Origin of the sequence: Clostridium boliviensis (assembly GCF_033342255.1) — a bacterium.
GTDB classification, from domain to species: Bacteria; Bacillota; Clostridia; order Lachnospirales; family Lachnospiraceae; genus Lacrimispora; species Lacrimispora boliviensis.
In genome coordinates this window covers 59,455-84,100 of sequence record NZ_JAWONS010000252.1, presented here as the reverse complement: position 1 = coordinate 84,100, position 24,646 = coordinate 59,455, and the positions used below count along the sequence as shown (strand labels likewise).

Below are 24,646 nucleotides of genomic sequence, written 5' to 3'. Positions count from 1 at the left end.
CATAATCCAGTTGGATTAACCGGTCCTGCGGCATATTCGTTATCTCTGTCCTTTGTCGTAAGGAATTCCTTCCGCTTTTGGAGCCTGGGAATTCTTTGAGGTAAAGACAAGTACAATTAATGTTATGATATAAGGAACCATTTTGTAGAAGTAGCTTGGAATCCCCAGAGCGCTTAAAAGAGGAATTCCGGAATAGGAGGAAGCGATTGCCTTCATCAGTCCGAAGAAAAGAGAGCACAGCATAATATTCACGGGTTTCCACTGACCGAAGATTAATACTGCCAGAGCCAGGAAACCGTATCCAGCCACGTCAGCATTAAAGTTGGTGGAAGTTGGTACTACAAATACCAGGCCACCCAGACCGCCTAACGCTCCTGAAATCAGAACACCTGCGTACTGCATACGGTAAACGTTAATTCCTGCGGAATCGGCTGCCTGAGGATGTTCCCCGCATGCACGAAGTCTTAAACCAAATCGGGTCCGGTATAAAACAACTGCAGATAAAAGAAAGATGATTATACCAACGTATGTGGTAATATAAGTATTCTGAAATAACAGTGGTCCGATAAAAGGAATACTTCCTAATACCGGGACTGAGACGATGCGGAAGGTGTTGTTAAACGGAACCTGCTGTACACCCTGAATAACACGGGCTATAAAAATTGCAAAAGCAGGAGCGAACATGTTTAAGGCAGTACCGCTGATTACCTGGTTTGATTTCATATTGATGGAGGCGTAAGCATGGAACAGAGAGAATATCATTCCCGTTCCCATGGAAATTAAGATGGCGGCAATCAGCTGAAGCTGGCCGCTCATGGTATTCCCTGTTAAATTTAAAAACAGAATTCCGGTAAAAGCGCCCATGGTCATAATACCTTCCAGTGCGATATTGATAATACCGCTGCGTTCCGAAAACATCGCTCCAAGGGCAACGATCATGAGAGGAATCATGAAATACATGGTCTGCTGAAAAATAAAATAAATAACATTCATGATTTCGTTCCTCCTTTCTCTGTTTCGTTTGAGTTTGTATTTTTCTGGCTCATAAACTTTGACATAATAATCTTAACCATCAGGGCAAAGGCACTGAAGTAAATGATAACTGCAACGATTATATCAATAATTTCCGTTGAAAATTCAAACAACTGTAAATAGAAGCCGCCTGCTGTCAGGTATGCAATAAAAATTCCGGAGAACAGAACCCCGATGGGATTATTCAGACCAAGGAGTGCGACGGAAATACCTGTAAAGCCTTCCGAAGGGAGCACATCTTTAATTTCAATATGCTTTCCTGTACCTGCAAGAAACAGAAGTCCGCCTGCAAGCCCTGCAATGGCTCCTGCAATTACCATGGAAAGTATGATGCTTTTCTTTTCATCAATACCGGCAAATTTGCTGGCATCCCGGTTAAAGCCCACAGCTTTTAATTCATAACCGAATGTGGTTTTATTTAGAACCACCCAGATGAGAATGACAACCAGTATGGCGATTATAATCCCGCCGTTGACACTGGAGCCCTGAAAAATCTTATCCAGACCCATCTTTGGAATGTTGGCAGTAGCAGCCACGTTCTTTGATTCATTCCGCAGATTGTTAAACAGCGGTTTGTAGCTCTTGGTAATCCAGTTTACCAGATACATGCCGATATAATTCATCATAATAGAGGCAATTACTTCATTCACGTTGTAGTAAGCCTTTAATATTCCAGGCACCAGTCCCCACAATGCGCCCATGAGCACGCTGGCAGCCAGGGCTGCAATCCAGTGAACCGGTCCCAGTGAAGTCCAGAGAATGCCCACGTAGACGGCTCCAAAACCTCCCATGATAAACTGACCGGGAGTACCGATGTTAAAGAGACCGGTTTTAAATGCGAATCCTACGGAAAGACCGGTGAGAATAATCGGGGTAGCATAATAGAATACCTGACCGATCCCCTTGGAACCGTGGGTAAAGGCTCCTGTTAATATGGTAGCAAATCCTGGAAGCGCCTGCTCTCTGTTACACAAAAACAGGATTATCAGTCCCACAATCAGACCCAGAATAATGGCGAAAATGGAAGAGACGATACCTGTATGATCTTTGATCTGTTTCGGTTTCATATTTTGCCACCTTCTTTCTTAGCGCCTGCCATATAAAGACCTAATTCCTGAACTGTAATGTTCTGTGGGTCTAAGTCGGCCACAATGCCACCTTCGAACATGACTAAAATACGGTCGCTTAAATTCATAACTTCATCCAATTCCAGCGATATCAGTAAAATTGCGGCACCTGCATCTCGCTGCTTTACCAACTGGTTGTGAATATATTCAATGGCACCAACATCCAGTCCTCTGGTAGGCTGTACTGCAAGAAGAATGTCCGGTGCCTTTGAGATCTCCCTGGCAACAATTGCCTTCTGCTGATTGCCGCCGGACATGCTGCGCGTGGTGGTAAAGGGTCCCTCACTGCTTCGGATATCATAATTTTCAATCAGCTTCTGTGCATAATCAAAGATCTGGTCATTCTTTAAAAATGAACCGCTCTGGAATTCCTTATCGAAGTACTGCTGGAGAACCAGATTGTATGCCAGGTTGTATTCCAGTACAAGACCATGTTTGTGACGGTCCTCCGGTATGTGGGAGAGTCCATGGGTGTTTTTATACCGGATACTTTTTTTCGTCATATCCTCTCTGTTAATTAAGACAGAACCGGAATTTGGATCAGAAAGGCCGGTGATTGCATGGATCAGCTCTGTCTGCCCATTGCCGTCGATTCCGGCAATACAGACGATTTCACCTCTCCTTACCTGAAAGGAGACATCATGAACCAGCTTTTTGGTCTGTCCTTCCCGTTTGGCTTCTACGGATAAATCGTTTACCTCTAACACTACTTCGCCAGGTTCAGATGCTTTTTTCTGAATGGTTAAATTGACCTTACGGCCCACCATCATCTCTGACATCTCTTCCCTGGAGGTATCTGCCACATCTACAGTTCCAATATATTTACCGCGGCGCAGAACGGAACAGCGGTCTGCGACCGCCTTGATTTCATTGAGCTTATGTGTGATGAACAGAATGGATTTTCCTTCCTTTACAAGATCCCGCATGATCTGCATCAGTTCATCGATTTCCTGAGGGGTTAAAACTGCGGTAGGTTCATCAAATATCATGATTTCATTGTCCCGGTACAGCATTTTTAAGATCTCAACCCTTTGCTGCATACCGACAGTAATATCAGATATCAATGCATCCGGATCTACAAAAAGTTTGTACTTTTCGCTTAATTCCATAACCTTTTTTCGGGAATCATCCATTTTTAAGAATCCATGTCTGGTCATTTCCATACCAAGTACAATATTTTGTAAAACTGTAAAATTCTCTACCAGCTTAAAATGCTGGTGCACCATGCCGATACCAAGTGCATTGGCATCCAGCGGACCTGTGATTTTTTCTTCGTTACCACGAACCCGGATCGTACCTTTTTCGGGCTGGTATAATCCGAATAAAACACTCATGAGAGTGGATTTACCTGCTCCGTTTTCTCCGAGGAGGGCGTGTATCTCACCTTTTTTCAGCTGAAGTGTAATGTCATCATTGGCGATGATACCGGGAAATTCTTTTGTGATATGAAGCATCTCAATAATGTAGTCCATAAAATCCCCCTTACTTCGGTACCTATCTCTGGGACCCGGTACCAGGTTAATAAAGTTCTGAATCAAAAAGAAGATGCCGTAAGAGACCAGATCTGATATGACTGGTGAATCAAACGGCATCTCCTTTCCTTGGTATGTCAGCTGTCTGACATCGTGGTATCCCGAAGGGGCTACCTCTTCGGATTATTCTACAAAGTTAATTTTTGTTTTTTCAAGCTTTAAGTCTTTGGTCGGATCGTTATTATCCTGGGACGGCTGTACCAGGGTTACCTTGCCATCCTTTAATTCACCGAGAATTTTAGTGTAATCATCTTTTGTAAATTTGGTGAACTTGGAAGTTTCCATAGGAAGACCAATACCATCATTCTTAGCTGAGAAAATACTTGTCTCGCCGCCTGGGAACTTGTCGTCATAGAAAGCCTTCACACCATCGTATACAGAAACGGAAAGCTGTTTCATGGCAGAAGTGATAACTGTATCAGATTCGAAGCTCTGGTCTACATCAACACCGATTACTTTTTTGCCCTTTTCCTGAGCAGCAGCCATAACAGAGTTGCCAACAGCACCGCCGCAGCCGAAGATGACTTCTGTTCCGTTCTGATACCAGGATGCAGCCATGGACTGTGCTTCCGGAGTAGCAGCGAAAGCACCGGTATAGTTGTACATAATCTCAACATTGTCAATGCCCATTTCTTTCGCAGCGTAATCTGCACCCTCAGCAAATCCGTAACCATAACGGATTACTGCAGGAACTGCCATACCGCCTAAGAAGCCAAGCTTAGTATTGCCGTCTTTTACTGCAGCATAACCAGCTAAGAAACCAGGCTCGTCCTCCTGGAACAGGATAGGCATAACATTGGATTCAGTCTTATATTCAGAATAATCCCCGTTGTGTGGTTCTCCGTCAAGAAGAATAAAGTGTACATCTTTATACTGATCCTGTGCAAGGAATACCGGCTCTTCAAATAAGTAGCCAGGGCATACAACTAATTTGGCTCCGCCTTCAATAGCAAGACCAATTGTTTCTAAATAAGAATCTGTGGTACCTTCCTGAGGCTGATAGTACTTGTAGGAAATCTTGTTCTCCTCTGCGTACTTTTTCATACCTTCCCAAGCACCCTGGTTAAATGATTTGTCGTCGATAGTACCAAGGTCAGTTACCAGCGCCAGTTCATATCCGTCTGATGAATCAGACTTTACAGAAGTTGCACCAGTGGTTTCCGCAGCTTTTTCTGCTGCAGTGGTGGTTTCTGCGGAAGAGGCAGCTGTTGTGGCGGTTCCAGAGTTGGAAGAACCACATGCGCTGAGTGTTGCAGCCATCATGACTGCCATAGCTAATGCGAGAGCTCTTTTCTTCATAATTCTATTTTTCCTCCTGTTATTAATAGATTTTCAGAGATACCTTTAATGTATCATATTTTGGCAATGGAGACAATCTTAATCGACGATATTTTGATGAAAAACTAAGATAAAAATATCAGTTATTTTAAAGGAAATGATTTTACTTTTAAATGTTAACAGGCTCTTTCCTCTTTTTCCTTGTTATTTAATTAAATTATGTTAAACTATTTTAAGAATGATGCAAGGAGACTTAATTATGAAACAAGTAAATTTACTGGAAGATCCTGTGAATAAATTATTTGCAAGATACCTTCTTCCCTCAATTAGTGCAACAATGGTCACATCAATTTATATAGTAGCAGACACTCTGATGATTGGAAGAGGTGTGGGAGCCATTGGAATTGCCGCACTAAATATACTGCTGCCCCTGTTCAGTCTTTTTTTTGCCACAGGTATGCTGTTTGGAGCAGGCGGAGGAATCCTCCTTTCAGTATCAAAAGGGAAAATGAATGATTTAGCTGCAAATCAGTATTATACGGCTGCATTTTTAATGGCTGTTGTGATGAGTACAGTTTATACAGTTTTGGGGCATGTGCTTTTTACTCCTGTGACCAGGTTTCTGGGAAGTAATGAAACGATGGGCCCTTATGTGGAGGAATATGGAAGAATATTGATTTCCGGTGCTCCGGCTTTTTTATTTTCTTCCTTTTATCAGGTATTTGTGCGCAATGATAAAGCTCCCAGAGTTTCTATGACTGCTGTAGTGTCAGGGGGAGTTTTTAATATTATCCTGGATTATATACTCATATTTCCCATGAATATGGGAATGGCAGGGGCTGCGGCGGCCACTGTGACCGGTTCGGCCTTAACACTTGTGATTCTGCTGACTCACCTGGTTTCAAAAGAAAATACCCTGCGATTTGTTGCAGGAGCAAAAATCGGTCAGGCGGCGGAAGTGGTGAAAAACGGTATTTCCAGCTTTTTGCTGGATATGTGCAATGGGGTTGTCACGTTCCTCTTTAACCGCCAGATTCTTTCCATTGCCGGAGAGATGGGAGTGGTGGTTTACGGAATCATATCCAACAGTTCCTATATTGCATCATCCGTTAATAATGGTATTTCCCAGGCAGTCCAGCCCATTCTGGCAACGAATTTCGGTGCAGGTAAAAAGGCCAGGTTAACAAAAGTGAGGCAGCTGGCAGAGAGGACAGCCTCTGTATCCGGAGCTGTGTTCGCAGTGACAGGATTTTTGTTTCCGGCTTTGGTAACGGAAGCGTTTGTAAGGCCTGACCCAGAAATTCTGGCTATGTCAGTTCCAGCTATAAGAATTTATTTCTTGTCCTTTGCTGCAATGGGTATGAATATATTATACACAACATGGTTTCAGTCAGTCATGGAGCCTGGGAATGCTCTTAAAATCTGTCTGCTTCGGGGGATTTTATTAAACAGCTTCCTTGTTTTTCTCCTTCCCGTTTTCATGGGAATCACCGGAGTCTGGACAGTCATGCCTGTGACAGAAGTAATAACCTTTGCGGCGTGTCGAATTATGTTGAAGAAACAGGAGCTTTGACGAATGTGTTTTCGTATATACGAACAAAAATCGCATATCGGAAAAAGACAGACTTTGTAAGTGCTTTCAATGCAATTGTATTTAAAAAAGAGAAAATTACTTCAAATAATCAATGAAAACCTCTTTACTACCCCTTTAATTGTGCTATAATACTTTCAGGGCTTTTCCGCAATGGAAAGCGCGGGGGAGCAGCATAATTTACACTTTTGAGGAGGATTTTACTTATGGCAAGAAAATGGGTTTATTTGTTCACTGAGGGTAGTGCAGATATGAAAAACCTGTTAGGTGGCAAAGGGGCAAACCTGGCAGAGATGACCAATTTAGGTCTGCCGGTTCCGCAGGGGTTTACGATTACGACTGAGGTATGTACTCAGTATTATGAAGATGGGAAAACGATTAATGACGAGATCATGGGGCAGATCATGGATCATATCGAAAAGATGGAAAAAATCACCGGCAAAAAGTTTGGTGATAACGATAATCCTCTTCTGGTTTCCGTTCGTTCCGGAGCCAGGGCATCCATGCCAGGCATGATGGATACGATCTTAAATCTCGGATTAAATGAGCAGGTGGTGGAAGTGCTTGCTGAAAAATCTGGTAATCCCCGCTGGGCATGGGACTGCTACAGAAGATTTATCCAGATGTTCTCTGATGTAGTTATGGAAGTGGGAAAGAAGTACTTCGAAGAACTGATTGATGAGATGAAGGAAAAGAAGGGCGTGACCCAGGATGTGGACCTGACTGCAGAGGATTTAAAAGAGCTTGCAGTACAGTTTAAAGAAGAATATAAGAAAAAAATCGGTTCCGATTTCCCAATTGATCCCAAAGAGCAGTTAATGGAGGCGATCAAAGCCGTATTCCGTTCCTGGGACAACCCGAGAGCGAACATTTACCGCCGTGACAACGATATTCCTTACTCTTGGGGAACCGCAGTTAACGTTCAGATGATGGCATTTGGAAACATGGGAGAAACCTCCGGTACCGGTGTGGCATTCACCCGTGATCCTGCGACTGGAGAAAAACATCTGATGGGAGAATTCTTAATGAATGCCCAGGGAGAAGATGTAGTTGCCGGTGTGAGAACTCCGCAGAAGATCGAACAGTTAAAAGAGGTTATGCCGGAAGTATATCACAAATTTGTAGGTATCTGCAGCATTCTGGAAGATCATTACAAAGATATGCAGGATATGGAGTTTACTATTGAAGATAAGAAGCTTTATATGCTTCAGACCCGTAATGGTAAAAGAACAGCGAAAGCTGCTTTAAAGATCGCCTGTGATTTAGTAGACGAGTTTATGATCACAGAGGAAAAAGCAGTTAAGATGATTGACCCGAGAAACTTAGATACTCTGCTTCATCCTCAGTTTGATGCAGCAGTATTAAAGAAGACAGAGCCAGTTGGAAAGGCACTTGCTGCTTCTCCTGGAGCAGCCTGCGGTAAGATTGTATTCACTGCAGATGATGCGAAAGCATGGAAGGAACGAGGCGAAAAAGTAGTTTTAGTCCGTCTTGAAACTTCTCCTGAAGATATTGAAGGAATGAAGGCAGCCCAGGGTATTCTGACTGTAAGAGGGGGAATGACCTCCCATGCAGCTGTAGTTGCCAGAGGAATGGGAACCTGCTGCGTATCCGGTTGTTCTGAGATTGCCATGAATGAAGCAGCGAAAAAGTTCGTTCTTGCAGGTAAGGAATACCACGAAGGAGACTGGATTTCTCTGGATGGATCTACCGGACGGATCTACGATGGAATTATTCCTACAGTAGACGCAGCTATTGCCGGAGAGTTTGGAAGAATCATGTCATGGGCTGATAAATACAGAAAGCTGAAAGTCAGAACCAATGCAGATACACCTGCTGATGCAAAGAAAGCCAGAGAGCTTGGTGCAGAGGGAATCGGTCTTTGCCGTACTGAGCACATGTTCTTCGAGGGAGACAGAATCGACGCATTCCGCGAGATGATCTGTTCCGATACGGTTCAGGAGAGAGAAGCAGCACTGGAGAAGATTCTTCCGGTACAGCAGGGTGATTTTGAGGCTCTTTACGAGGCGCTGGAAGGAAATCCTGTTACCATCCGCTTCTTAGATCCGCCTCTTCATGAGTTTGTACCTACAGAGGAAGAGGATATTAAAAAGCTGGCGGATACACAGGGCAAGACTGTAGAGCAGATCAAGACAATCATTGATTCACTTCACGAGTTCAACCCGATGATGGGACATAGAGGCTGCCGTCTTGCTGTTACATATCCTGAGATTGCTAAAATGCAGACAAAGGCAGTAATCCGTGCTGCAATCAACGTTCAGAAGGCACATGCAGACTGGAATGTATGTCCTGAAATCATGATTCCTCTGATCTGTGATGAGAAGGAATTACGATTTGTGAAGAAGATTGTAGTTGAGACTGCAGATGCTGAGATTGCAGCAGCAGGCAGCAAATTAACATATCAGGTAGGAACCATGATTGAGATACCGAGAGCAGCACTGACTGCGGATGATATTGCAAAAGATGCAGAATTCTTCTGCTTCGGGACCAATGACTTAACTCAGATGACCTATGGCTTCTCCCGTGATGATGCAGGCAAGTTCTTAAACGCTTACTACGATACCAAGATCTTCGAGAGCGACCCATTTGCAAAACTGGATCAGACAGGTGTAGGCAAGCTGATGGAGACTGCAATCAAGTTAGGTAAAGGAGTACGTCCTGATATGCATGTAGGTATCTGCGGCGAGCACGGCGGAGATCCTTCTTCCGTTGAATTCTGCCATAAGATTGGCCTTGATTATGTATCCTGCTCACCGTTCCGTGTGCCGATTGCAAGACTGGCAGCAGCACAGGCAGCTTTAAATAATAAGTAAGATGAGATTTTCTCTGAGAGAAGAACATAGTTTTTTCCAGGAATAAGATAGAGATCCTTGTATTGACTGAAACGTTTATATGAGGGTCTCTTTTTTGCTCTTTTTTATTGACAGATAATATGGAGGGGGATAAAAAATAGAAAGTCCATGATTAAAACATGACATACAGCTGCCGCATTATGCATGTTATAATTGTTATAAAATTAATTGGGAGGAATATAACATGAATTCAGAAATAATCGCTAAAGCAACTAAGATAATTGAAGAAAAGGCTGTAGGTGGAGATGAGGGTTATTGTGCTTTAGCATTAATTGACATGGATGGCTATCCAACAACCTCAACAATATCCGTATCTAAAGCTGACGGCATAAACTGGCTTACATTCTGTACTGGTTTTGGCAGTGATAAAACCAAAAGAATTGAAAGATGCAACAAAGCAAGTGTTTGTTTTAATGCAGTTAATCATAATATTACGCTGGTGGGTACAATAGAAGTATTGACGGACCCTGAAATTAAAAAAGAAATGTGGTATCATGGACTTGAAAATCATTTCAGCGGTCCTGATGATCCCAATTACTGTGTTTTGCGTTTCACTACAACCCGCTACAATCTTTTTGTGGACTGGAAGGAAGCCAAGGGGGGCTTATAAACAAATATGAATGCGTATGATGAAGGACTTGAGGTTTTAGAAACATTATTTGCAAGAGATTATCAGTTTGCGCTGGCTACATCAAACGATAGTATTCCAGCAGTCAGATTTATTGATACTTTTTATGATAGTGGAGCCTTTTATATTGTAACATATGGAAAGTCTCAAAAAGTAAAGGAGATTGCCGGTTTAAGATTGTTTCGGAGCCTTATGAGGCAATGAAGAGCCATAGTAAAAAGACTATGGCTTTTTCAACGAGCAAAACCGGAATAATTACGAGGTATAAATAATGACCTGAAATAATGGTAGAATAAAATAATTATGCCCAGTGACAACGAAACAATAATGTCAAAGTTAAAAGGGGAAAGACTCATGAATAAAAAAAATTTCTTATCTTGTTTTTTAGTTATTGCTTTAACCGGCTGCTCCTATTCAGGAAGAACAGCAGCTGCCACAGCGCAGCCGCAAGAATGTCAGACTGCTGCCTTAGTTCAGGAGTCTTTAGACGGGACGAAGCAGGAAGACTCATGGCAGACTGCCTATAAGGATATAATAAGTCATGGGGGCGGTCATCTGCCTGACCCGTATCAATTAAGGGGTATAGATGGAATGAATCCATCGGTCTATCTGGGGACTCATGATTTTAATGGAGACGGGATTCCTGAATTAATATTGGGTGATGGGATTTCTGTTAGCGTGTATACTTATGAAAATCATGGATTGAAAAAGGAAGCGGACCTTTATGAGCCGGAAGGCTGGTATATTATTAATGAATTATACTTACAGAATAATTGCCTCATTCTAGTGAGCAATGGATCGGATGGATGCGGATATGTAGGATTTACCTGGCAGAATAGTGCCTATATTACCGGGACACATGATGATTACAATCCTGACAGGTCTTATTTGAATGATGTTGAGACTGCATATAAAGCTTTTGATGATGTATTCCATATAACAAACCTGGAAGACGACTGTAAAAGATCTTTAATTAAGAGGAATAAGGAGAGCGGTGATCTTACATGGGACTGGTCTGATGTAAGATGGTAAAATGAATAAGGTGGGCAGCAAGTTCGGGGAGGATTCTGGAGAATCCAGTCCCGGACTTTTTTTGTTGAATAATTTAAAGATACAACCAAGAATTAATAGGACTATAATGATATAAAGTGATAAAATGCCGAATAATATGGAGATTTCTCCATGTTATTCGGCATTTTTTACGTGATTCCATAAATTGATAGTTTTTTATCTACAATCATATTATGCGAAAAAATTAAAGATTCAGAAGAATTTAGTTTACAATATTACCCTTTTTTTCTTTTTGCCTTTTAGGAGGTAAGAAAATGGGAGAAAGTGTTCATGTAATTATTGAGGAAATAAAAGAAGGTAATAAGGAAAAATTCTTACTGATTGTAGATAAAATGGCACCATTGATTAATAAGTATGTACGTCTTTTATACAAAGATGAAAAAGAGGACATGCATTCAGAATTTATACTAAGTCTGTTGGAGGCCATCAATTCAATGCAATATTATAAGGATGACGGGCAATGTGTATATTTTTTAAGCAGAGCCCTAAAAAACAAATTCTTAGAACAGTATAAAAAAAGCAAGCAGCATTTTGATTCTGAGGCTTCTGTTGAGGATGAGTTTTTTACTGAGATCAGCATGGATCAGCCTGTTTACGATGACTGGATGTTTCATGAAGATCTAAAAACTATGCTTTTAAAGACGGAAGGGAAACAGGCTGTTATATTGTGGGATATCGTCTTTCATGAGGAGTCGGATGCAGTGATTGCAGACCGGCATTTGGTATCCCGCCAATACGTGAACCGGGTCAGAAGAAAATTTTATAATCTTCTGAAAGACAACTACTACAAATAAAAAAAGAAGACGTTGGAGGAGGTGCAGTTATGGAAAAAAAACTGGTTTTGGAAAAAAGCGCAATGGGAATCATCAGTGCCTGGATTATGGATCAATTCGGACTTTTATTTCCTGCTGTTTCTTTATTGACCATACTTATGATTACGGATTACATATCAGGTATGCTGGCCTCCAAAAAGGAGGCACTTGACAACCCTGACAATAATCTGTATGGCTGGAGCAGCAGGAAAAGCCGGATTGGCATCTATAAAAAGGTAAGTTATATATTCATCATTCTGGCGGCAGTCAGTACGGATTATGTCATCTATAAATTTTCTACTGAGATCGGAATTAAATTTGAGCATAAAACAATCTTTGGATTATTGGTGTCTGTCTGGCTTATAATTAATGAATTAATTTCTATTTTAGAAAATGCGGGACGGATGGGTGCCAGAATGCCTGAATTTCTCCAAAAAGTCCTCACGGAATTACGGGGCAAAATGGATAAAGACTAAAAAAAGATTACTCCTTCCGGGGGTTACTCCTGCCGGTGAATTTGGATAATATAAGGGTGGAAAATACTAATATATAAATCAGCGCCTCTAAGAAAATGTAATTTTCAAGATTCAAAAATAGAAAGCTCAGTGCAGCAAGAAAGCTGAGGAACAGTGTCCGGTCAGTTTTATGAGTAAATGTCTTGTTTTCGTCTGTGTCTACCGGGCGGTTGGGATGATCGACAGCCCCTGTGATTTTGATCAGTACCATAAAAGCAAAGTACAGCAGAAACGAAACAGGAGCTGTCAGACTGTAATATTTCACGATCAGAAGTATGAAAGTCATGGTGGCACAGGAGAAAATCAGACAGGAGAAGTACGACTTTAAATGCAGTCCTCCGTTAAAGGAACGGAGAGGAATAAACAATAAAAAGAACAGCAGACATTCTACTTCCATATGCAGGAAAGCCGCAATGCAGAGACTGCAGACCAGATTTAAAAACAGTTCCAGAAAGCTTTGAAACCCATATAAATAAATTTCATAGTCTTCCTTTGAAATAACTTCTTTTTTTAGTATATAATTAGTAAATGCGATAGACAGCCGTTCCATATTATGAGCCTCCTTTTCATTCTTCCGGTTCCTGATATAAGATCACAACCGCTTTAAATATATTTCCCCGAACCTGCGTGATGGCTTCACCGTTGCAGGCGGCTACAGCCTGCTCGATGGAAAACAGACCAAGTCCATGATGAGCAGGATTTTTCTTAGTGGTCAAAAAATGTTTCTGACCGTCTGTAAAGCGCTCCCCCTCAAAGGTATTCCAGACAACAATAGAAAGGATTCCCTTCTGATAGGACATTTCCAGTTCGATTTTCGGATGCCCGGTTTTCATCTGGCGGCAGGCTTCCAGGGCGTTTTCTAACAGGTTGCCAAGAATGATAGTTAGATTTCCGTTCTGGAAAGGCATTGTGGGGGGAATAAAAATATTGGTGCTAAATTCTATATTTTGTTTCCGGGCGACGGAACATTTATAATTTACAAGAGAATCCACCACAATATTACCGCTGTGGGATATTTCGTGTATTTTTTTTGAGTTTCCCTTTTCTAAAAGTGCGGTGAGATAAGTGGCGGCATCTTGATTTTTACCTGAATTTACCATGCCCAATATGGTGATTAAGTGCTGCTTCATGTCATGGCGCAGCAGACGGATTTGTGTATTTTGTATCTCCCGTTCCTCTGCCTGCCTGCCGCAAAGCTCTAATTGCTGTTCATAGAGCAGAGTCTTTTTTTGATACTCCGAATTTGCTGCCAGAGATTCAAACACCTCAAAAATAATATAATTAATAAGCATCATTAAAATACCGGATATAAAGGAAAAAAGAAGCTCATTTTCAGCTGTGCTGCTGATCAGAAAGACGTTATGCATAATATAGATACTTCCAGCAGGTACCATAAGCAAAATCGCCATGTACCGGAATGAAATATCACCAGTGCTTTTATGCTGCAGACAATGCCCGGTTACAATTGCAAAAACCAGCATTACGATTTTAGATATAATGGCCCCTGAGAGGCCGGCTTTATCATCTAAATGCAGCATATTTAAGATCATATGTATGATAATTTCCACCAGCATCCAGATTGCACAGATTAAAAAAGAGAACAAGGCACATTTTTTCCAGCTTTCTGAATAAGAAATACTGGTTGCAAGAAAGACAAAGATCATGTTGATCAAAAGTGTCAGTACTGGTGAGATTCCGTTTCTAATACCCAGAAACAGCTGAAAGAAATAATAGGCCACCCAGATAATATACGTCGTAGGCTTTTTCCAGGAGGGCACAAAAAATGCGTTGATGCACTTACGTATGACCAAAATATAAAATAGTGAGAGAAAAGGACTTACAACAGTGGCAGAAAGAATATTCATACTATTTTAACCCCGCTTTCTTACTGGCCAGATCACATAACTGTTTGCGGATTTTCTTTTGCCTGTCTTCACTGATCTGCAGTGTAGTTGATTTACCTCCATTTTCTATAACAAGACTGGAAAAATTCATGGTGCTGACATAATCATAATTTACGAGATAAGACTGGTGTATCCGCAGGTAACGTTGTTTGTTTCCGTTTAACTCTTTCTCCACATCATTGAGTTTTCCGTAAAAATATTCCGTTCTGCCATCTTTTAAATAAATATAAACAATACGGTTGCGGCTTTCAAAATAGACAACATCCTTTAACGCCACTTTCTTAATCTCTTTATTAAAGTTAAATTGAAAATAGACATTGCTCTCATTGATCCGTTCATACGCCTCTTTAAAATACCGGGAGAATTTTGCAGTATCCAGCGGCTTAGAAAGAAAACGGAACGGTTCTACTTCAAACAATTCTTTTAGATACTGTTCGTATCCGGAAATATAAATTAACAACGCAGTCTTGTCTTTCAGCCTGATGCGGCGTGCGGCTTCAATTCCATTTTCCTGTGACATCTCTATATCAAGAAAAATCAGGTCAAATACATTACCTAAATGCACGTATTTCGTTAGCATGGAACCGTCAAAAAATACGTCGACTTCAATATCAATACCGTTCGCCAAAGCTTCTGCCTTTATTAATTTCTCTAACATTCCTGTAAAAAGAACATCGTCATCACAAATTGCTATTCTTAACATACTTACCCTTCCCCATGTAAACTTTGTACTTTATTCTTGCAAAAATGAAACATGTATATAATGTATATCGTACGATACCTCCCATTAATTAAAAGGGAGAAATAAGAGCTTTTGTCGCATTTTGTCTAATTGATCCCATTAAAAATTACTTGCAGATTCGAAATTTCAACATGCTGTAATTTTTTCAATGGAAATATAATATTTTCTTATTGCACTAAAAATATTATATCACATTTTATTGTGAAACATGGAGGTAACAAAATTGAAACCCTATTTAATTTTAATTATTTTTCTCTGTACCCTGTTTTTAATTGTAAATCTGATCCATCTGATTCTGGAAAAAAATGATAATCGAATATCCAACAGAAAAATTTATGTAATAAATATGGTGACTGCTGCTGTCATTTCTAATTGTATAGAGTGGAGTGAAATGCAGTTTGAAAGGAGGGCTGCATTTTTGGGGGAAAGTTTTATATCCCTGCTTAATCTTATTAATATTTTGTTATGTCTGATTCTGGTGCTGTTCATGCTTTTTGTTAAGAATGACAAAGAGAGGATTCATCAGTGCCAAAATCGGGAATAATTACGAGCAGTGTCGTTTTTATTACAACTTGTCATTTTTGATCTACTGAATTTGTATAATGGCACTATCTTAATGTCTTTATAATAATGGAGGTAGAAAGAATGGAACGTAAAGGTAATATTGCAGCTAAATTCATGGAACAGGTAGCCAGAAAATCTGTAGAAATGGCTTCTCAAAGCAGATGCATGTACATCTATCACCAGCCGAAGATGCCGGCAGAGTTTAAGAAATTTAAGAAATAAGCATCAGGGCATTTTAAATTACCTAATTTTCTGCCCTACATGATAACCTTTTGAAAAAATTGGCTATAATTTTAACAGGACTTCCTCAAAGGGAACCAATCATGGAGGGCAGATAATGAGAATTCCAAAACACATCGGAATCATTCCTGACGGAAACAGGCGTTGGGCTGTGGAGAACGGAATAAAGAAAGAAGAAGGGTATGATAAGGGCATCTCGCCTGGCATGACTCTTTACCGGCTCTGCAGAGATCTGGGAGTGGAAGAAATGACCTTTTATGGCTTTACCGCAGACAACACCAAACGTCCTGCGGTACAGCGGGAAGCATTTTCCAAGGCCTGCGTGAAGGCTGTAGAGGTGCTTGCTAAGGAGAACGCACAGCTTCTGGTGGTTGGGAAGACTTCTTCCGCCATGTTTCCGGAAGAGTTAAAACCATATACTAAAAGGGTGTGTTTCGGTAACGGGGGAATGAAAATCAACTTCCTTATTAATTATAGCTGGGAATGGGATTTGGGACTGTCAGACGGGACCATAGGCCCAAAGCTTAAAACCTCGGATGTATCCAGAATGGATCTGATAATCCGGTGGGGAGGAAGAAGAAGACTTTCCGGTTTTCTTCCGGTTCAGTCCGTTTATTCGGATATGTATGTAGTCGATGATTACTGGCCGGATTTTAAAACGGATCATGTTTACAAAGCACTGGAGTGGTACTCCAGACAAGATGTGACCCTGGGGGGGTAAAAAAAGAGAATTGTATATCATGAAAGGGCAGCCTTGCGGGGCTGCCTTTTTTATGTGGTAATATGAGATTATTTATATGAAAAATCTCCAGATATTGGTAAAATATGCTATGATAATTTAGTAAAATACGATAAAATTATCTGAAATACACAACTAAAGGAGCAAAGCTTGATCGGACGACTACTAGATAGGTATAAAAGCTATCATATAGCAAAGAAAATTCTTATTATTCTGCTGGCAGGATCAATTGTGCCGTTAATGATTATGGAAACATTTACGTGTATTATTGCGGCAAGTACATTAAAAAGACAGACAGACAGCCTGATGGAGAGCAATATGAAGCTGTCTCAGAAAGGATTGGAGGATTACTTTTCCCAGTATGACAGTATTATTATGTCGGTCTACACAGAAAACCAGTATGCACTGAAACTGGAAAAATTAAATGTCTGGGACTCGAGAAATTACTATCTTATAAAAAAAGAGCTGGAAGATGATATGGAGAATATCTCATACCTGCACCCGGAAATTTTGGGAATTGCAGTGGTTACACTGAAAAAGGAGTGCATTGGTTATGATTCAGTTACCAACAGTACCATAAACAGCTTCTGTTTTCCGGCAAAAGAGAGAAGCTGGCTAAAAGTGGCAGACGAGACTTTCTTAAATACCAGGACAGTCTATTCTGATATTGTAAACCGAAGGGGGGACAACGGAAAAAACCGGAATATACTGTATCTGGGACACAGAATTGCAGATATCAACAATTACAGTCAGGGGACAGTTGGAAGTATTCTGATTTGTCTTGATGAAGAAGAGATTCGGGAGACATATTCCCAGGTGGACCGGCAGGACAGGACTGTTTCTTTTCTTTGTAATACAAAAGGAACAATTATATCCAGTAATCGGAAAGAACTTATAGGAACCCAAATTGATCCTGTTATGAAGACACGGTTTTCCAGCATTTATACGAAGCCGGTTCTCGATGGTCAATATGTACTGGTTACCATTCGGGACAACAGAGAGCTTCTGAAGGATTTTAAATATATTTTTGAAGTCATTATTTTATTAACCATCCTGATTATAATAACAAGCATTTTGATTATGCTCCGGTTTGCAAAATCTTTCCAGGTCAGGGTAGAAAAGATAACATCAGCCATGGACAAGGCTTACAAAGGGGATTATACAGTTCAGATCATCCATTCCTGGCAGGATGAATTTGGAATAATTGCAAGGCACTTTAATCACATGGTTACAAAGATAGACCAGTCGGGCAAAATGGAAAAGGAAGCTCTTCTACGGGAGAAGAATGCGGAACTTAAGGCACTGGAAGCACAGATCAATCCTCATTTTCTCTATAACACCCTGGATGCCATTAACTGGATCGCAATAGAAAATGAGCAGTTTCTCATTAGTAAGATGTTAAAGAATCTGGCAAATATTTTGCGATACAGTATACATAAAAGCAATGGAGTGGTCAGTGTAAGAAGTGAAACAGAGTATTTAAAGCAGTATATTTTTCTCCAGCAGCAGCGTTTTTCCTTTTCCTTCCACTGCATCATGGATATTGATGAGGAGGTAATGGATCTTAAGATGCATAAGCTTTTATTTCAGCCTCTTATTGAAAATTCCATTAATCACGGCTTTCCCGGTAAGTCAGGAGAGGATCTGATCACCATAACCATAAGGAAAAAAGGGGAAAGGCATCTGGTGATCCAGGTTAAGGACAATGGAAAAGGAATGGACCCTGAGCTGATTTATGAGCTTAATCATTACGATTATTCTTTAAGCTCTCTGGAGGGGAGTATCGGGGTAAGAAATGTTATCATGAGAATCAGGTATTACTATGGAGATGAGGGGCGTTTTGAAATTGAATCAGACGGAAACGGGACTACAGTCAGGGCAGAAATTTTATTTGAATAGAAGGCAGGAGGCAGAAAGGCATGAGAATTCTCGTTGTAGAAGATGAACCTAATACCAGAAACGGAATCATTAAAATTATTGAGACATATACCGGGTACAAGGTTGTGGGAGGCACAGGTGATGGTGAAACGGGACTTTCAGAGGCTTTGCGGTTAAAGCCTGATGTGGTAATTACAGACATTAACATGCCGCAGATGAACGGTCTTGTTATGATTGAACGGATGAGAAAAGAAGGGTGTGAGGCTGCCGCTGTTGTACTTACCGGTTACTCGGAATTTGAATATGCCCAGCGGGCCATCCAGCTGTCGGTTGTGGAATATCTGTTAAAACCCTTAAGCGTAGAGGATATTATTAGTGTGCTGAAGGCTGTGGAAAACAGACTGTCAAAAACCAGGGCGAAGACGGTATCACCTCAGCAGCTGTTATTTTCCTTGTTGACCGGAGAACGAAAAGAGGAAGTCATGAAGCAGTTCGCGGGAGAAATCTGCTATCAGAACGGTCAGGAGATTTCTCTGTTTTTAATTCAGTCGGAGAGTATTCTGGAGGATACCACAAAACAAATGGCCGAACTGTTAAAGGAGAGTCTGGAGGCTAACTGCCTGACCAGTTTTTTTACCTTTCTTCTGCCTTATGAAAGGCAGATATTGGTTATGATTCTAGACGGACAAAGTGTCTGGTATTTAAAAAATCTGTTTCAGACCAGGATTATTAAGGACCTGAGGGAAAAAGGAGAATTTATAATCAGTTTTGAAAGTATTAATGGAATTGGTGAATTAAAGGATACCATCAGGCAGATGCAGGATGGATTAAGCTACAGTTTTTTATTCTCTGAAAGCTGTATTATAGATCAGGAGCTGATAAATGGGCTGACATTTGAAAGGATTGATTATCCAGAGTACTTAGAGCATGGGGTAAGGAGGGAGATAAAGAATGGGAATCAGGCTGGAATCAGACGTCTGGCAGGGCTATTTAAGGAACAGGTCATCTTGCACAGAGAACGGCCTGAAATAATAAAAAACCACACGGTCCGATTTGTTATGGCGATTCTTGATACAGCAAGAGAACTGATGACAGAGAAGGATGTAGACGGACTGTATCAGTATCTTTTAAATGATATGATGAAAACCGGAATCAGAGAGATATTTTTAAATAATTACTGGAAAATCATCGGTATGGTGACAGATGAACGGGACAGCACAGCTATTACGGATAACGGGATGATATTAAATGTCATTGGATTTATACGGCAGAACTATGCAAGGGAAATATCTCTTACAGAGGCGGCGGAGCTGGTAGGAATCACTCCGGAATACTTAAGCAAGCTGTTTACCAAGGAGATGGGGATTAACTTCACTGCATTTTTGGGAGAATTCCGCATCAGCACAGCAAAAAAACTGCTCGCTTCCGGCAAATATAAAATTTATGAAGTAGCAGAACTTGTGGGATATAAGGATACCAAATATTTTAACAAAGTGTTCCGCTCCATAGCAGGAGTCTGTCCGTCGGATTACAGAAAGGGGGTATAGCTTTGAACCGGATGACTGGTAAATTACTTATTATGGCCTGGACGGTGGTTTTCCTTTTACTGATGGGAGTTCTGGTGAATTTCAGCAGGGAAACCAATGTGGTACCCTCCCCTGAAAAGTCAAAAAAAAAGCTGGTGGTTATGGCAGTTTATGAAGAGGATGAAAGTGATGAATACTTAAAAAAGGTACTTGATGAATATTCTGCAATATCGGGGAATCCCACGGTGGTCACTGAGTATGTGGCTCAGTCTGCCTTTCAAAAGCAGCTTTGCCTTTATAAGGATCAGAACAGCCTTCCGGACTTAATTATCTGTGACAGTGTGATGACGCCTGCACTTCAGTCTATGGATATTCTACGGGATCTGTCAGATTATATGACAGGGGAGAGAACCAGCCGTTTTCTGAAGCATGCTTATGGAAGCTGTGTGGTGAATGGAATCTGCTATGGGGTACCTTTTACCAGCAATCCTTATGTCATGTTTTATAACAAAGACCATTTAGCCAGATACAAAAAAAAAATTCCGGATAATATGGAAGATTTTTATAAGCTCTGCAGAGAGACCAAAAGTCTGGGTACCTACAGCTTTGGAATTGCAGTCAGGAATAAGGAAGATATTGCTTCCAGTTTTCTGCAGATGGTCTATTCGGCAGGAGGGAATCTTCGTAGTCTGGATTCGGAAAACAGCCTGAAATTATATGAGATACTTGCAAGGATGCGGGATGAGGGAATCATTGCCCAGGATGTGATTAGCTGGAATCAGAAGGATTTAATGCAGGCCTTTTCCAGTGGATATGTAAAAATTGCTGTTGCCAGGCTAAGCTCCATGTCGCTTTTAGAACACTCTGCCAGTCAGATAAACTATGAAATAGCGGAAATCCCGTATATTCAGAAGCAGACATTTCTGTTTCAGGGAGATATGATCGGGGTTACAGAGAAAGCAGATGAGCCAGAGGCGCTAAAATTGCTTGATTATATAACCTCACCGGAGGTAGCAGAGTCCTATTATAAAAACACCTATAGTCTATCGGTAAGAACCGATGTTTGTGTTAATCCGGGAAAAGTGCGGGGACTTTCAGATGGTTTTGTGCAGCGGGAGCGAAATCAGAGTGTTTTAAAAAGTACTTATTCCACTTGGTTTATTATATCTGATTCCATTGCGGGGGCAATGTCGGACTTTTTCGGGGACAAATCCATGACTCCACAGGCGGTTGCAGCCAGGCTTCAGGGAGAGATCCGAATTGCAATTCTGGAAAGGTAAGCAGAGATTAAATTTACACCCCTTTTCTAAAAATTTGGAATACACCGGGGAAAATTCTTATGCTATGATTCATCTAACAAATAAAAAGGAGAGGGTATTATGAAAAAAATGAAACGGATTCAGGCAGCAGCGCTTGCTTCAGTAATGGCGCTTTCCTTAACGGCTTGTCAGGGGGCAGGAAGTAAGCCGGAGACCCAGGGTGGAAGCACAGCGGCAGCAACACAAAAGGAGACGGAAAAACCGGCTGATAAGACAACGGAAGCAGGAAAAACAAAGATCAGCATTACCTTCCGTAATGACGGAAGCGATGTGCTGAAAAAGTGGTTTGAACATGCCTACGAAACCTATGAAAAGAAAGACTCTATTGAGCTGGATATTGCACCGATCACTGCATCAGAGGGGGATTATTTTGCAAAGGTGGCTCTGGCTCTTCAGTCGGCAGACACGGCGCCGGATATTGTATGTGAAGACACCTTCCAGCTGCCATCAGATGTGGCAGCCGGATATTTAACTGATCTTTCCGGTTATTTAAAGGACTATAAGGAATGGAATGACGGAACCTTCTACGGGGCACTTGTAGATGGCGTTACCTATGACGACGGAAGCGTATATGGAATTCCATATTGCACAGATACCAGAGGACTCTGGTATAACAAGGATGTATTTGCTGCAGCAGGACTTGACACTAACTGGCAGCCAAAAACATGGCAGGATGTTCTTGATACCTGCAAAATCATTAAAGAAAAATGTCCGGATGTGGTTCCATTCTGGTGCAATTCCGGAGTAGCAACCGGTGAAGCAACTTCCATGCAGACCTATGAGATGCTTCTTTATGGTACAGGAGAGCAGCTTCTTGACAACGACAAATGGATAGTGAAAAGCGATAATATTTTAAAATCTTTAAATTTCATCAGTACAATTTATAAAGATGGTTATGGTCCTTCCTTGTCAAAAGTTTTAAATGGTGAGGCAGGCAACATCGCCTCCAGAGAATATTTACCAAAAGGCAAGCTTGCAATTACCTTAGACGGTTATTGGATGACCGGAAATTACAAGGAAACCGGAGCTGCACCATGGCCGGAGTATAAAGATAAGCTTGGAATCGCAGCCATGCCAACCAGTGAAGGGCAGGCGCCCGGAAGCATCACCATGTCAGGCGGCTGGGCATTATCCATACCGCAGCTGTCCGATCAAAAGGATGCAGTCATGGATTTTATCAAACACTGCATGAGCTATGATGTATATTTAGATACCATCATTGCCCAGGGAAATATTGCCACAAGAACCGACATTGCGAAAGATGCTTCTTATTCTTCTCAGCCGTTTATGGAAACCTGCACCGGCTTCCTCTCAGGAGCGTTCTACCGTCCGAGAAACAGCCAGTATACTACCGTTACTACTCACATTCAGACAATGGTAGAATCCGTCGTATCCGGCACCAGTCCGGAGGATGCAATGGCACAATACAAGTCAGATGTGACCAACAGCGTAGGCGCGGAAAATGTAGTGGAAAAATAAACTCAAAATGAGGTCAGAGAGGGCAGGTTAGTCATGTACCTGCCCTTCCCTTTTACCGCATTCCAAAAGGAGGCAACTATGAAGAAAAAACAAAGCGGCCTGTTGGAAGAGGCGAACAAATCGGTACTGTTGATGCCGTCAGTCCTGCTTCTACTTGTTTTCTTTGTCGCTCCCATACTGCTTACGGTATATTACTCCTTTACCAACTTAGCTTTGTCAGGGGAGAATGCCAGGCAGTTAAAATTTATCGGACTGAGTAATTATTTTACCATGTTTAAAGACAGGACTGTCCGCATCAGCATTGTAAACACGCTGGTATTCCTGCTTGGAAGCCTGATTGGGCAGCAGGTTTTAGGTTTTATTATCGCTCTTAATATGAGAAATAAGAACAGGATTTTCAGAGGAATTGTAGGTCCCATCTTTTTAGCAGGCTGGATTATGCCTGAGGTGGTAGTAGCCCTTTGCTGCAGCACCTTTTTTGGAGACAGCGGAACTTTAAACCAGATTTTTTCTTTTTTACGCCTGCCGCAAGTGGAATTTTTATTTGCAGTTCCTATGCTTACGGTAATACTGGCAAATATCTGGCACGGAACAGCATTTTCCATGATGAACTTTCAGTCAGCTCTTGATGGAGTACCAGCAGATATTGAGGAAGCGGCAAGAGTGGATGGAGCAGGACCATTTCAGACCATGATCCGGATTATCCTCCCATGCATTAAAAATACCATTGCAACCAATACAATGCTGAATACGCTGTCCACTCTTGGAGTGTTCGGATTGATATATATGATGACAGGAGGCGGACCGGGAACAAAAACCCTCACTCTTCCCATTTTTATGTACAGACAGGCATTTATTTCCCAGCAGCTGGGATATGGAACTGCCATATCCATGATCCTCCTGGTGATTGGAATTGTTCTGAGCGTATTTTATACCAGAATTATGAGAAATGATTAAAGGAGGCAACGACATGTATTGGAAATTTCGTAAAACAATACCTTATGTGGTATTGACACTTTTAGCTGTAATATTTGCTCTGCCTCTTCTCTGGATTTTACTGGCCTCCTTTGATGTCAATGCTTCCCAGGCAGTGAAAATGCCTTCTCAGTGGACCATGGAGAATTATAAAACCATTCTGCTTAATCAGGCAAATCAGAGAGCATTTGGAAATGGGCTTCTCATTTCATTAGGACAGTCCGTACTGGTGGTGCTCATTGCCGGTTTTGCGGCTTATCCTTTGTCAAGATACGAACTTCGTTATAAAAACATATTTTTATATACGATTTTATTTATGACCTCACTTCCCATTACAGCAGTAATGGTTCCGGTTTACAAAATGTTTCTGACAGTAGGGCTGTATGATAAAATCGGAGGACTCATACTATTTCTCACGGCAACCTCCATGCCTTATGGAATCTGGCTGATGAAGAATTTTATGGATAATGTGCCAGTGGAGCTGGAGGAAGCCGCGTGGGTGGATGGAGCATCTGCCTTTGGCAGCTTAAGAAAGATTATCGCACCTCTTATGTTTCCAGGTATCTGTGTCGTATTTATTTTCACTTTTTCCGGTAGCTGGGGCAATTTCTTTGTTCCTTATATTTTGCTGCAGACTCTTGATAAGTTCCCCGCTTCGGTGACACTTTATCAGTTTTTCGGTCAGCATGGAATGGTAATCTATGGACAGTTAGCGGCGTATTCCGCAGTTTATGCAGTTCCGTCCATTGTCCTTTATGTTCTGTCTCAGAATTACATGTCAAAAGGCTTTAACATGGCCGGAGCAGCCAAGGGCTGATAAA

23 protein-coding genes are annotated in these 24,646 nt (G+C 41.3%); 16 read left to right on the top strand and 7 right to left on the bottom strand.

Annotated features, from left to right (window positions below):
- Positions 1–39 precede the first annotated feature (39 nt).
- The 4 genes from RZO55_RS17350 to RZO55_RS17335 form a co-directional block, all read right to left on the bottom strand.
- Positions 40–993, bottom strand: coding sequence for an ABC transporter permease (locus tag RZO55_RS17350; RefSeq protein ID WP_318065520.1), 954 nt, complete (start codon positions 991–993; stop codon positions 40–42).
- Complete coding sequence (locus RZO55_RS17345) at positions 990–2,099, bottom strand: ABC transporter permease (protein ID WP_318065519.1); 1,110 nt, start codon at positions 2,097–2,099, stop codon at positions 990–992. The genes RZO55_RS17350 and RZO55_RS17345 overlap by 4 nt, the downstream gene beginning before the upstream one ends.
- Positions 2,096–3,631 carry an ABC transporter ATP-binding protein gene (locus RZO55_RS17340; RefSeq protein WP_318065518.1) on the bottom strand — a complete coding sequence of 512 codons (1,536 nt, stop codon included), beginning with the start codon at positions 3,629–3,631 and terminating at the stop codon, positions 2,096–2,098. The genes RZO55_RS17345 and RZO55_RS17340 overlap by 4 nt, the downstream gene beginning before the upstream one ends.
- A gap of 183 nt (positions 3,632–3,814) precedes the next feature.
- A complete protein-coding gene (locus RZO55_RS17335; RefSeq protein ID WP_318065517.1) occupies positions 3,815–4,990 on the bottom strand; it encodes a BMP family lipoprotein in 1,176 nt (391 codons plus the stop codon).
- Between the two features lie 238 nt (positions 4,991–5,228).
- Between RZO55_RS17335 and RZO55_RS17330 the strand changes: the two genes are divergently transcribed.
- The 7 genes from RZO55_RS17330 to RZO55_RS17300 all read left to right on the top strand — a co-directional run bounded on the left by RZO55_RS17330 (position 5,229) and on the right by RZO55_RS17300 (position 12,420).
- A complete protein-coding gene (locus RZO55_RS17330) occupies positions 5,229–6,542 on the top strand; it encodes an MATE family efflux transporter (protein WP_318065516.1) in 1,314 nt (437 codons plus the stop codon).
- A 224-nt stretch (positions 6,543–6,766) separates the two neighbouring features.
- A complete protein-coding gene (gene ppdK / locus RZO55_RS17325) occupies positions 6,767–9,394 on the top strand; it encodes a pyruvate, phosphate dikinase (RefSeq protein ID WP_318065515.1) in 2,628 nt (875 codons plus the stop codon).
- Positions 9,395–9,617: 223 nt separating this feature from the next.
- On the top strand, positions 9,618–10,043 hold the full coding sequence (locus RZO55_RS17320) for a pyridoxamine 5'-phosphate oxidase family protein (protein ID WP_318065514.1): 426 nt from the start codon (positions 9,618–9,620) through the stop codon (positions 10,041–10,043).
- A 6-nt stretch (positions 10,044–10,049) separates the two neighbouring features.
- Positions 10,050–10,265, top strand: coding sequence for a hypothetical protein (locus RZO55_RS17315; RefSeq protein WP_318065513.1), 216 nt, complete (start codon positions 10,050–10,052; stop codon positions 10,263–10,265).
- 150 nt (positions 10,266–10,415) lie between these two features.
- Positions 10,416–11,093 (top strand): hypothetical protein, encoded by a 678-nt coding sequence (locus RZO55_RS17310; protein WP_318065512.1) that lies wholly within the window; start codon positions 10,416–10,418, stop codon positions 11,091–11,093.
- A 293-nt stretch (positions 11,094–11,386) separates the two neighbouring features.
- Positions 11,387–11,926 carry a hypothetical protein gene (locus RZO55_RS17305; RefSeq protein WP_318065511.1) on the top strand — a complete coding sequence of 180 codons (540 nt, stop codon included), beginning with the start codon at positions 11,387–11,389 and terminating at the stop codon, positions 11,924–11,926.
- Positions 11,927–11,955: 29 nt separating this feature from the next.
- Complete coding sequence (locus RZO55_RS17300) at positions 11,956–12,420, top strand: phage holin family protein (protein ID WP_318065510.1); 465 nt, start codon at positions 11,956–11,958, stop codon at positions 12,418–12,420.
- A 7-nt stretch (positions 12,421–12,427) separates the two neighbouring features.
- Here the strand turns inward: RZO55_RS17300 and RZO55_RS17295 are convergent, their stop codons facing one another.
- The 3 genes from RZO55_RS17295 to RZO55_RS17285 are packed head-to-tail and all read right to left on the bottom strand — an operon-like array spanning position 12,428 to position 15,066.
- On the bottom strand, positions 12,428–13,009 hold the full coding sequence (locus RZO55_RS17295; RefSeq protein ID WP_318065509.1) for an accessory gene regulator B family protein: 582 nt from the start codon (positions 13,007–13,009) through the stop codon (positions 12,428–12,430).
- 16 nt (positions 13,010–13,025) lie between these two features.
- Positions 13,026–14,270 (bottom strand): sensor histidine kinase, encoded by a 1,245-nt coding sequence (locus RZO55_RS17290; RefSeq protein ID WP_318065508.1) that lies wholly within the window; start codon positions 14,268–14,270, stop codon positions 13,026–13,028.
- A 55-nt stretch (positions 14,271–14,325) separates the two neighbouring features.
- A complete protein-coding gene (locus RZO55_RS17285) occupies positions 14,326–15,066 on the bottom strand; it encodes a LytR/AlgR family response regulator transcription factor (protein ID WP_318065507.1) in 741 nt (246 codons plus the stop codon).
- Positions 15,067–15,328: 262 nt separating this feature from the next.
- On the opposite strand from RZO55_RS17285, the gene RZO55_RS17280 reads away from it, so the two are divergent.
- The 9 genes from RZO55_RS17280 (at position 15,329) to RZO55_RS17240 (ending at position 24,642) form a co-directional block, all read left to right on the top strand.
- Positions 15,329–15,649 carry a hypothetical protein gene (locus RZO55_RS17280; RefSeq protein WP_318065506.1) on the top strand — a complete coding sequence of 107 codons (321 nt, stop codon included), beginning with the start codon at positions 15,329–15,331 and terminating at the stop codon, positions 15,647–15,649.
- A gap of 101 nt (positions 15,650–15,750) precedes the next feature.
- Entirely contained in the window at positions 15,751–15,891 is a 141-nt protein-coding gene (locus tag RZO55_RS17275) for a cyclic lactone autoinducer peptide (protein WP_318065505.1), read from the top strand.
- Between the two features lie 115 nt (positions 15,892–16,006).
- A complete protein-coding gene (locus RZO55_RS17270) occupies positions 16,007–16,630 on the top strand; it encodes an undecaprenyl diphosphate synthase family protein (RefSeq protein ID WP_318065504.1) in 624 nt (207 codons plus the stop codon).
- Between the two features lie 168 nt (positions 16,631–16,798).
- The gene (locus tag RZO55_RS17265) at positions 16,799–18,547 is read left to right on the top strand and encodes a sensor histidine kinase (protein WP_318065503.1); all 1,749 of its coding nucleotides are present in this window, start codon (positions 16,799–16,801) and stop codon (positions 18,545–18,547) included.
- 20 nt (positions 18,548–18,567) lie between these two features.
- Entirely contained in the window at positions 18,568–20,073 is a 1,506-nt protein-coding gene (locus RZO55_RS17260; RefSeq protein WP_318065502.1) for a response regulator transcription factor, read from the top strand.
- An 11-nt stretch (positions 20,074–20,084) separates the two neighbouring features.
- A complete protein-coding gene (locus RZO55_RS17255; RefSeq protein WP_318065619.1) occupies positions 20,085–21,332 on the top strand; it encodes an ABC transporter substrate-binding protein in 1,248 nt (415 codons plus the stop codon).
- 99 nt (positions 21,333–21,431) lie between these two features.
- Positions 21,432–22,850: an extracellular solute-binding protein gene (locus tag RZO55_RS17250; RefSeq protein WP_318065501.1), complete on the top strand. Its 1,419-nt coding sequence runs from the start codon at positions 21,432–21,434 to the stop codon at positions 22,848–22,850.
- 78 nt (positions 22,851–22,928) lie between these two features.
- Positions 22,929–23,807, top strand: coding sequence for a carbohydrate ABC transporter permease (locus RZO55_RS17245; protein ID WP_318065500.1), 879 nt, complete (start codon positions 22,929–22,931; stop codon positions 23,805–23,807).
- 13 nt (positions 23,808–23,820) lie between these two features.
- The gene (locus RZO55_RS17240) at positions 23,821–24,642 is read left to right on the top strand and encodes a carbohydrate ABC transporter permease (RefSeq protein WP_318065499.1); all 822 of its coding nucleotides are present in this window, start codon (positions 23,821–23,823) and stop codon (positions 24,640–24,642) included.
- The last annotated feature ends 4 nt before the right edge of the window (positions 24,643–24,646 follow it).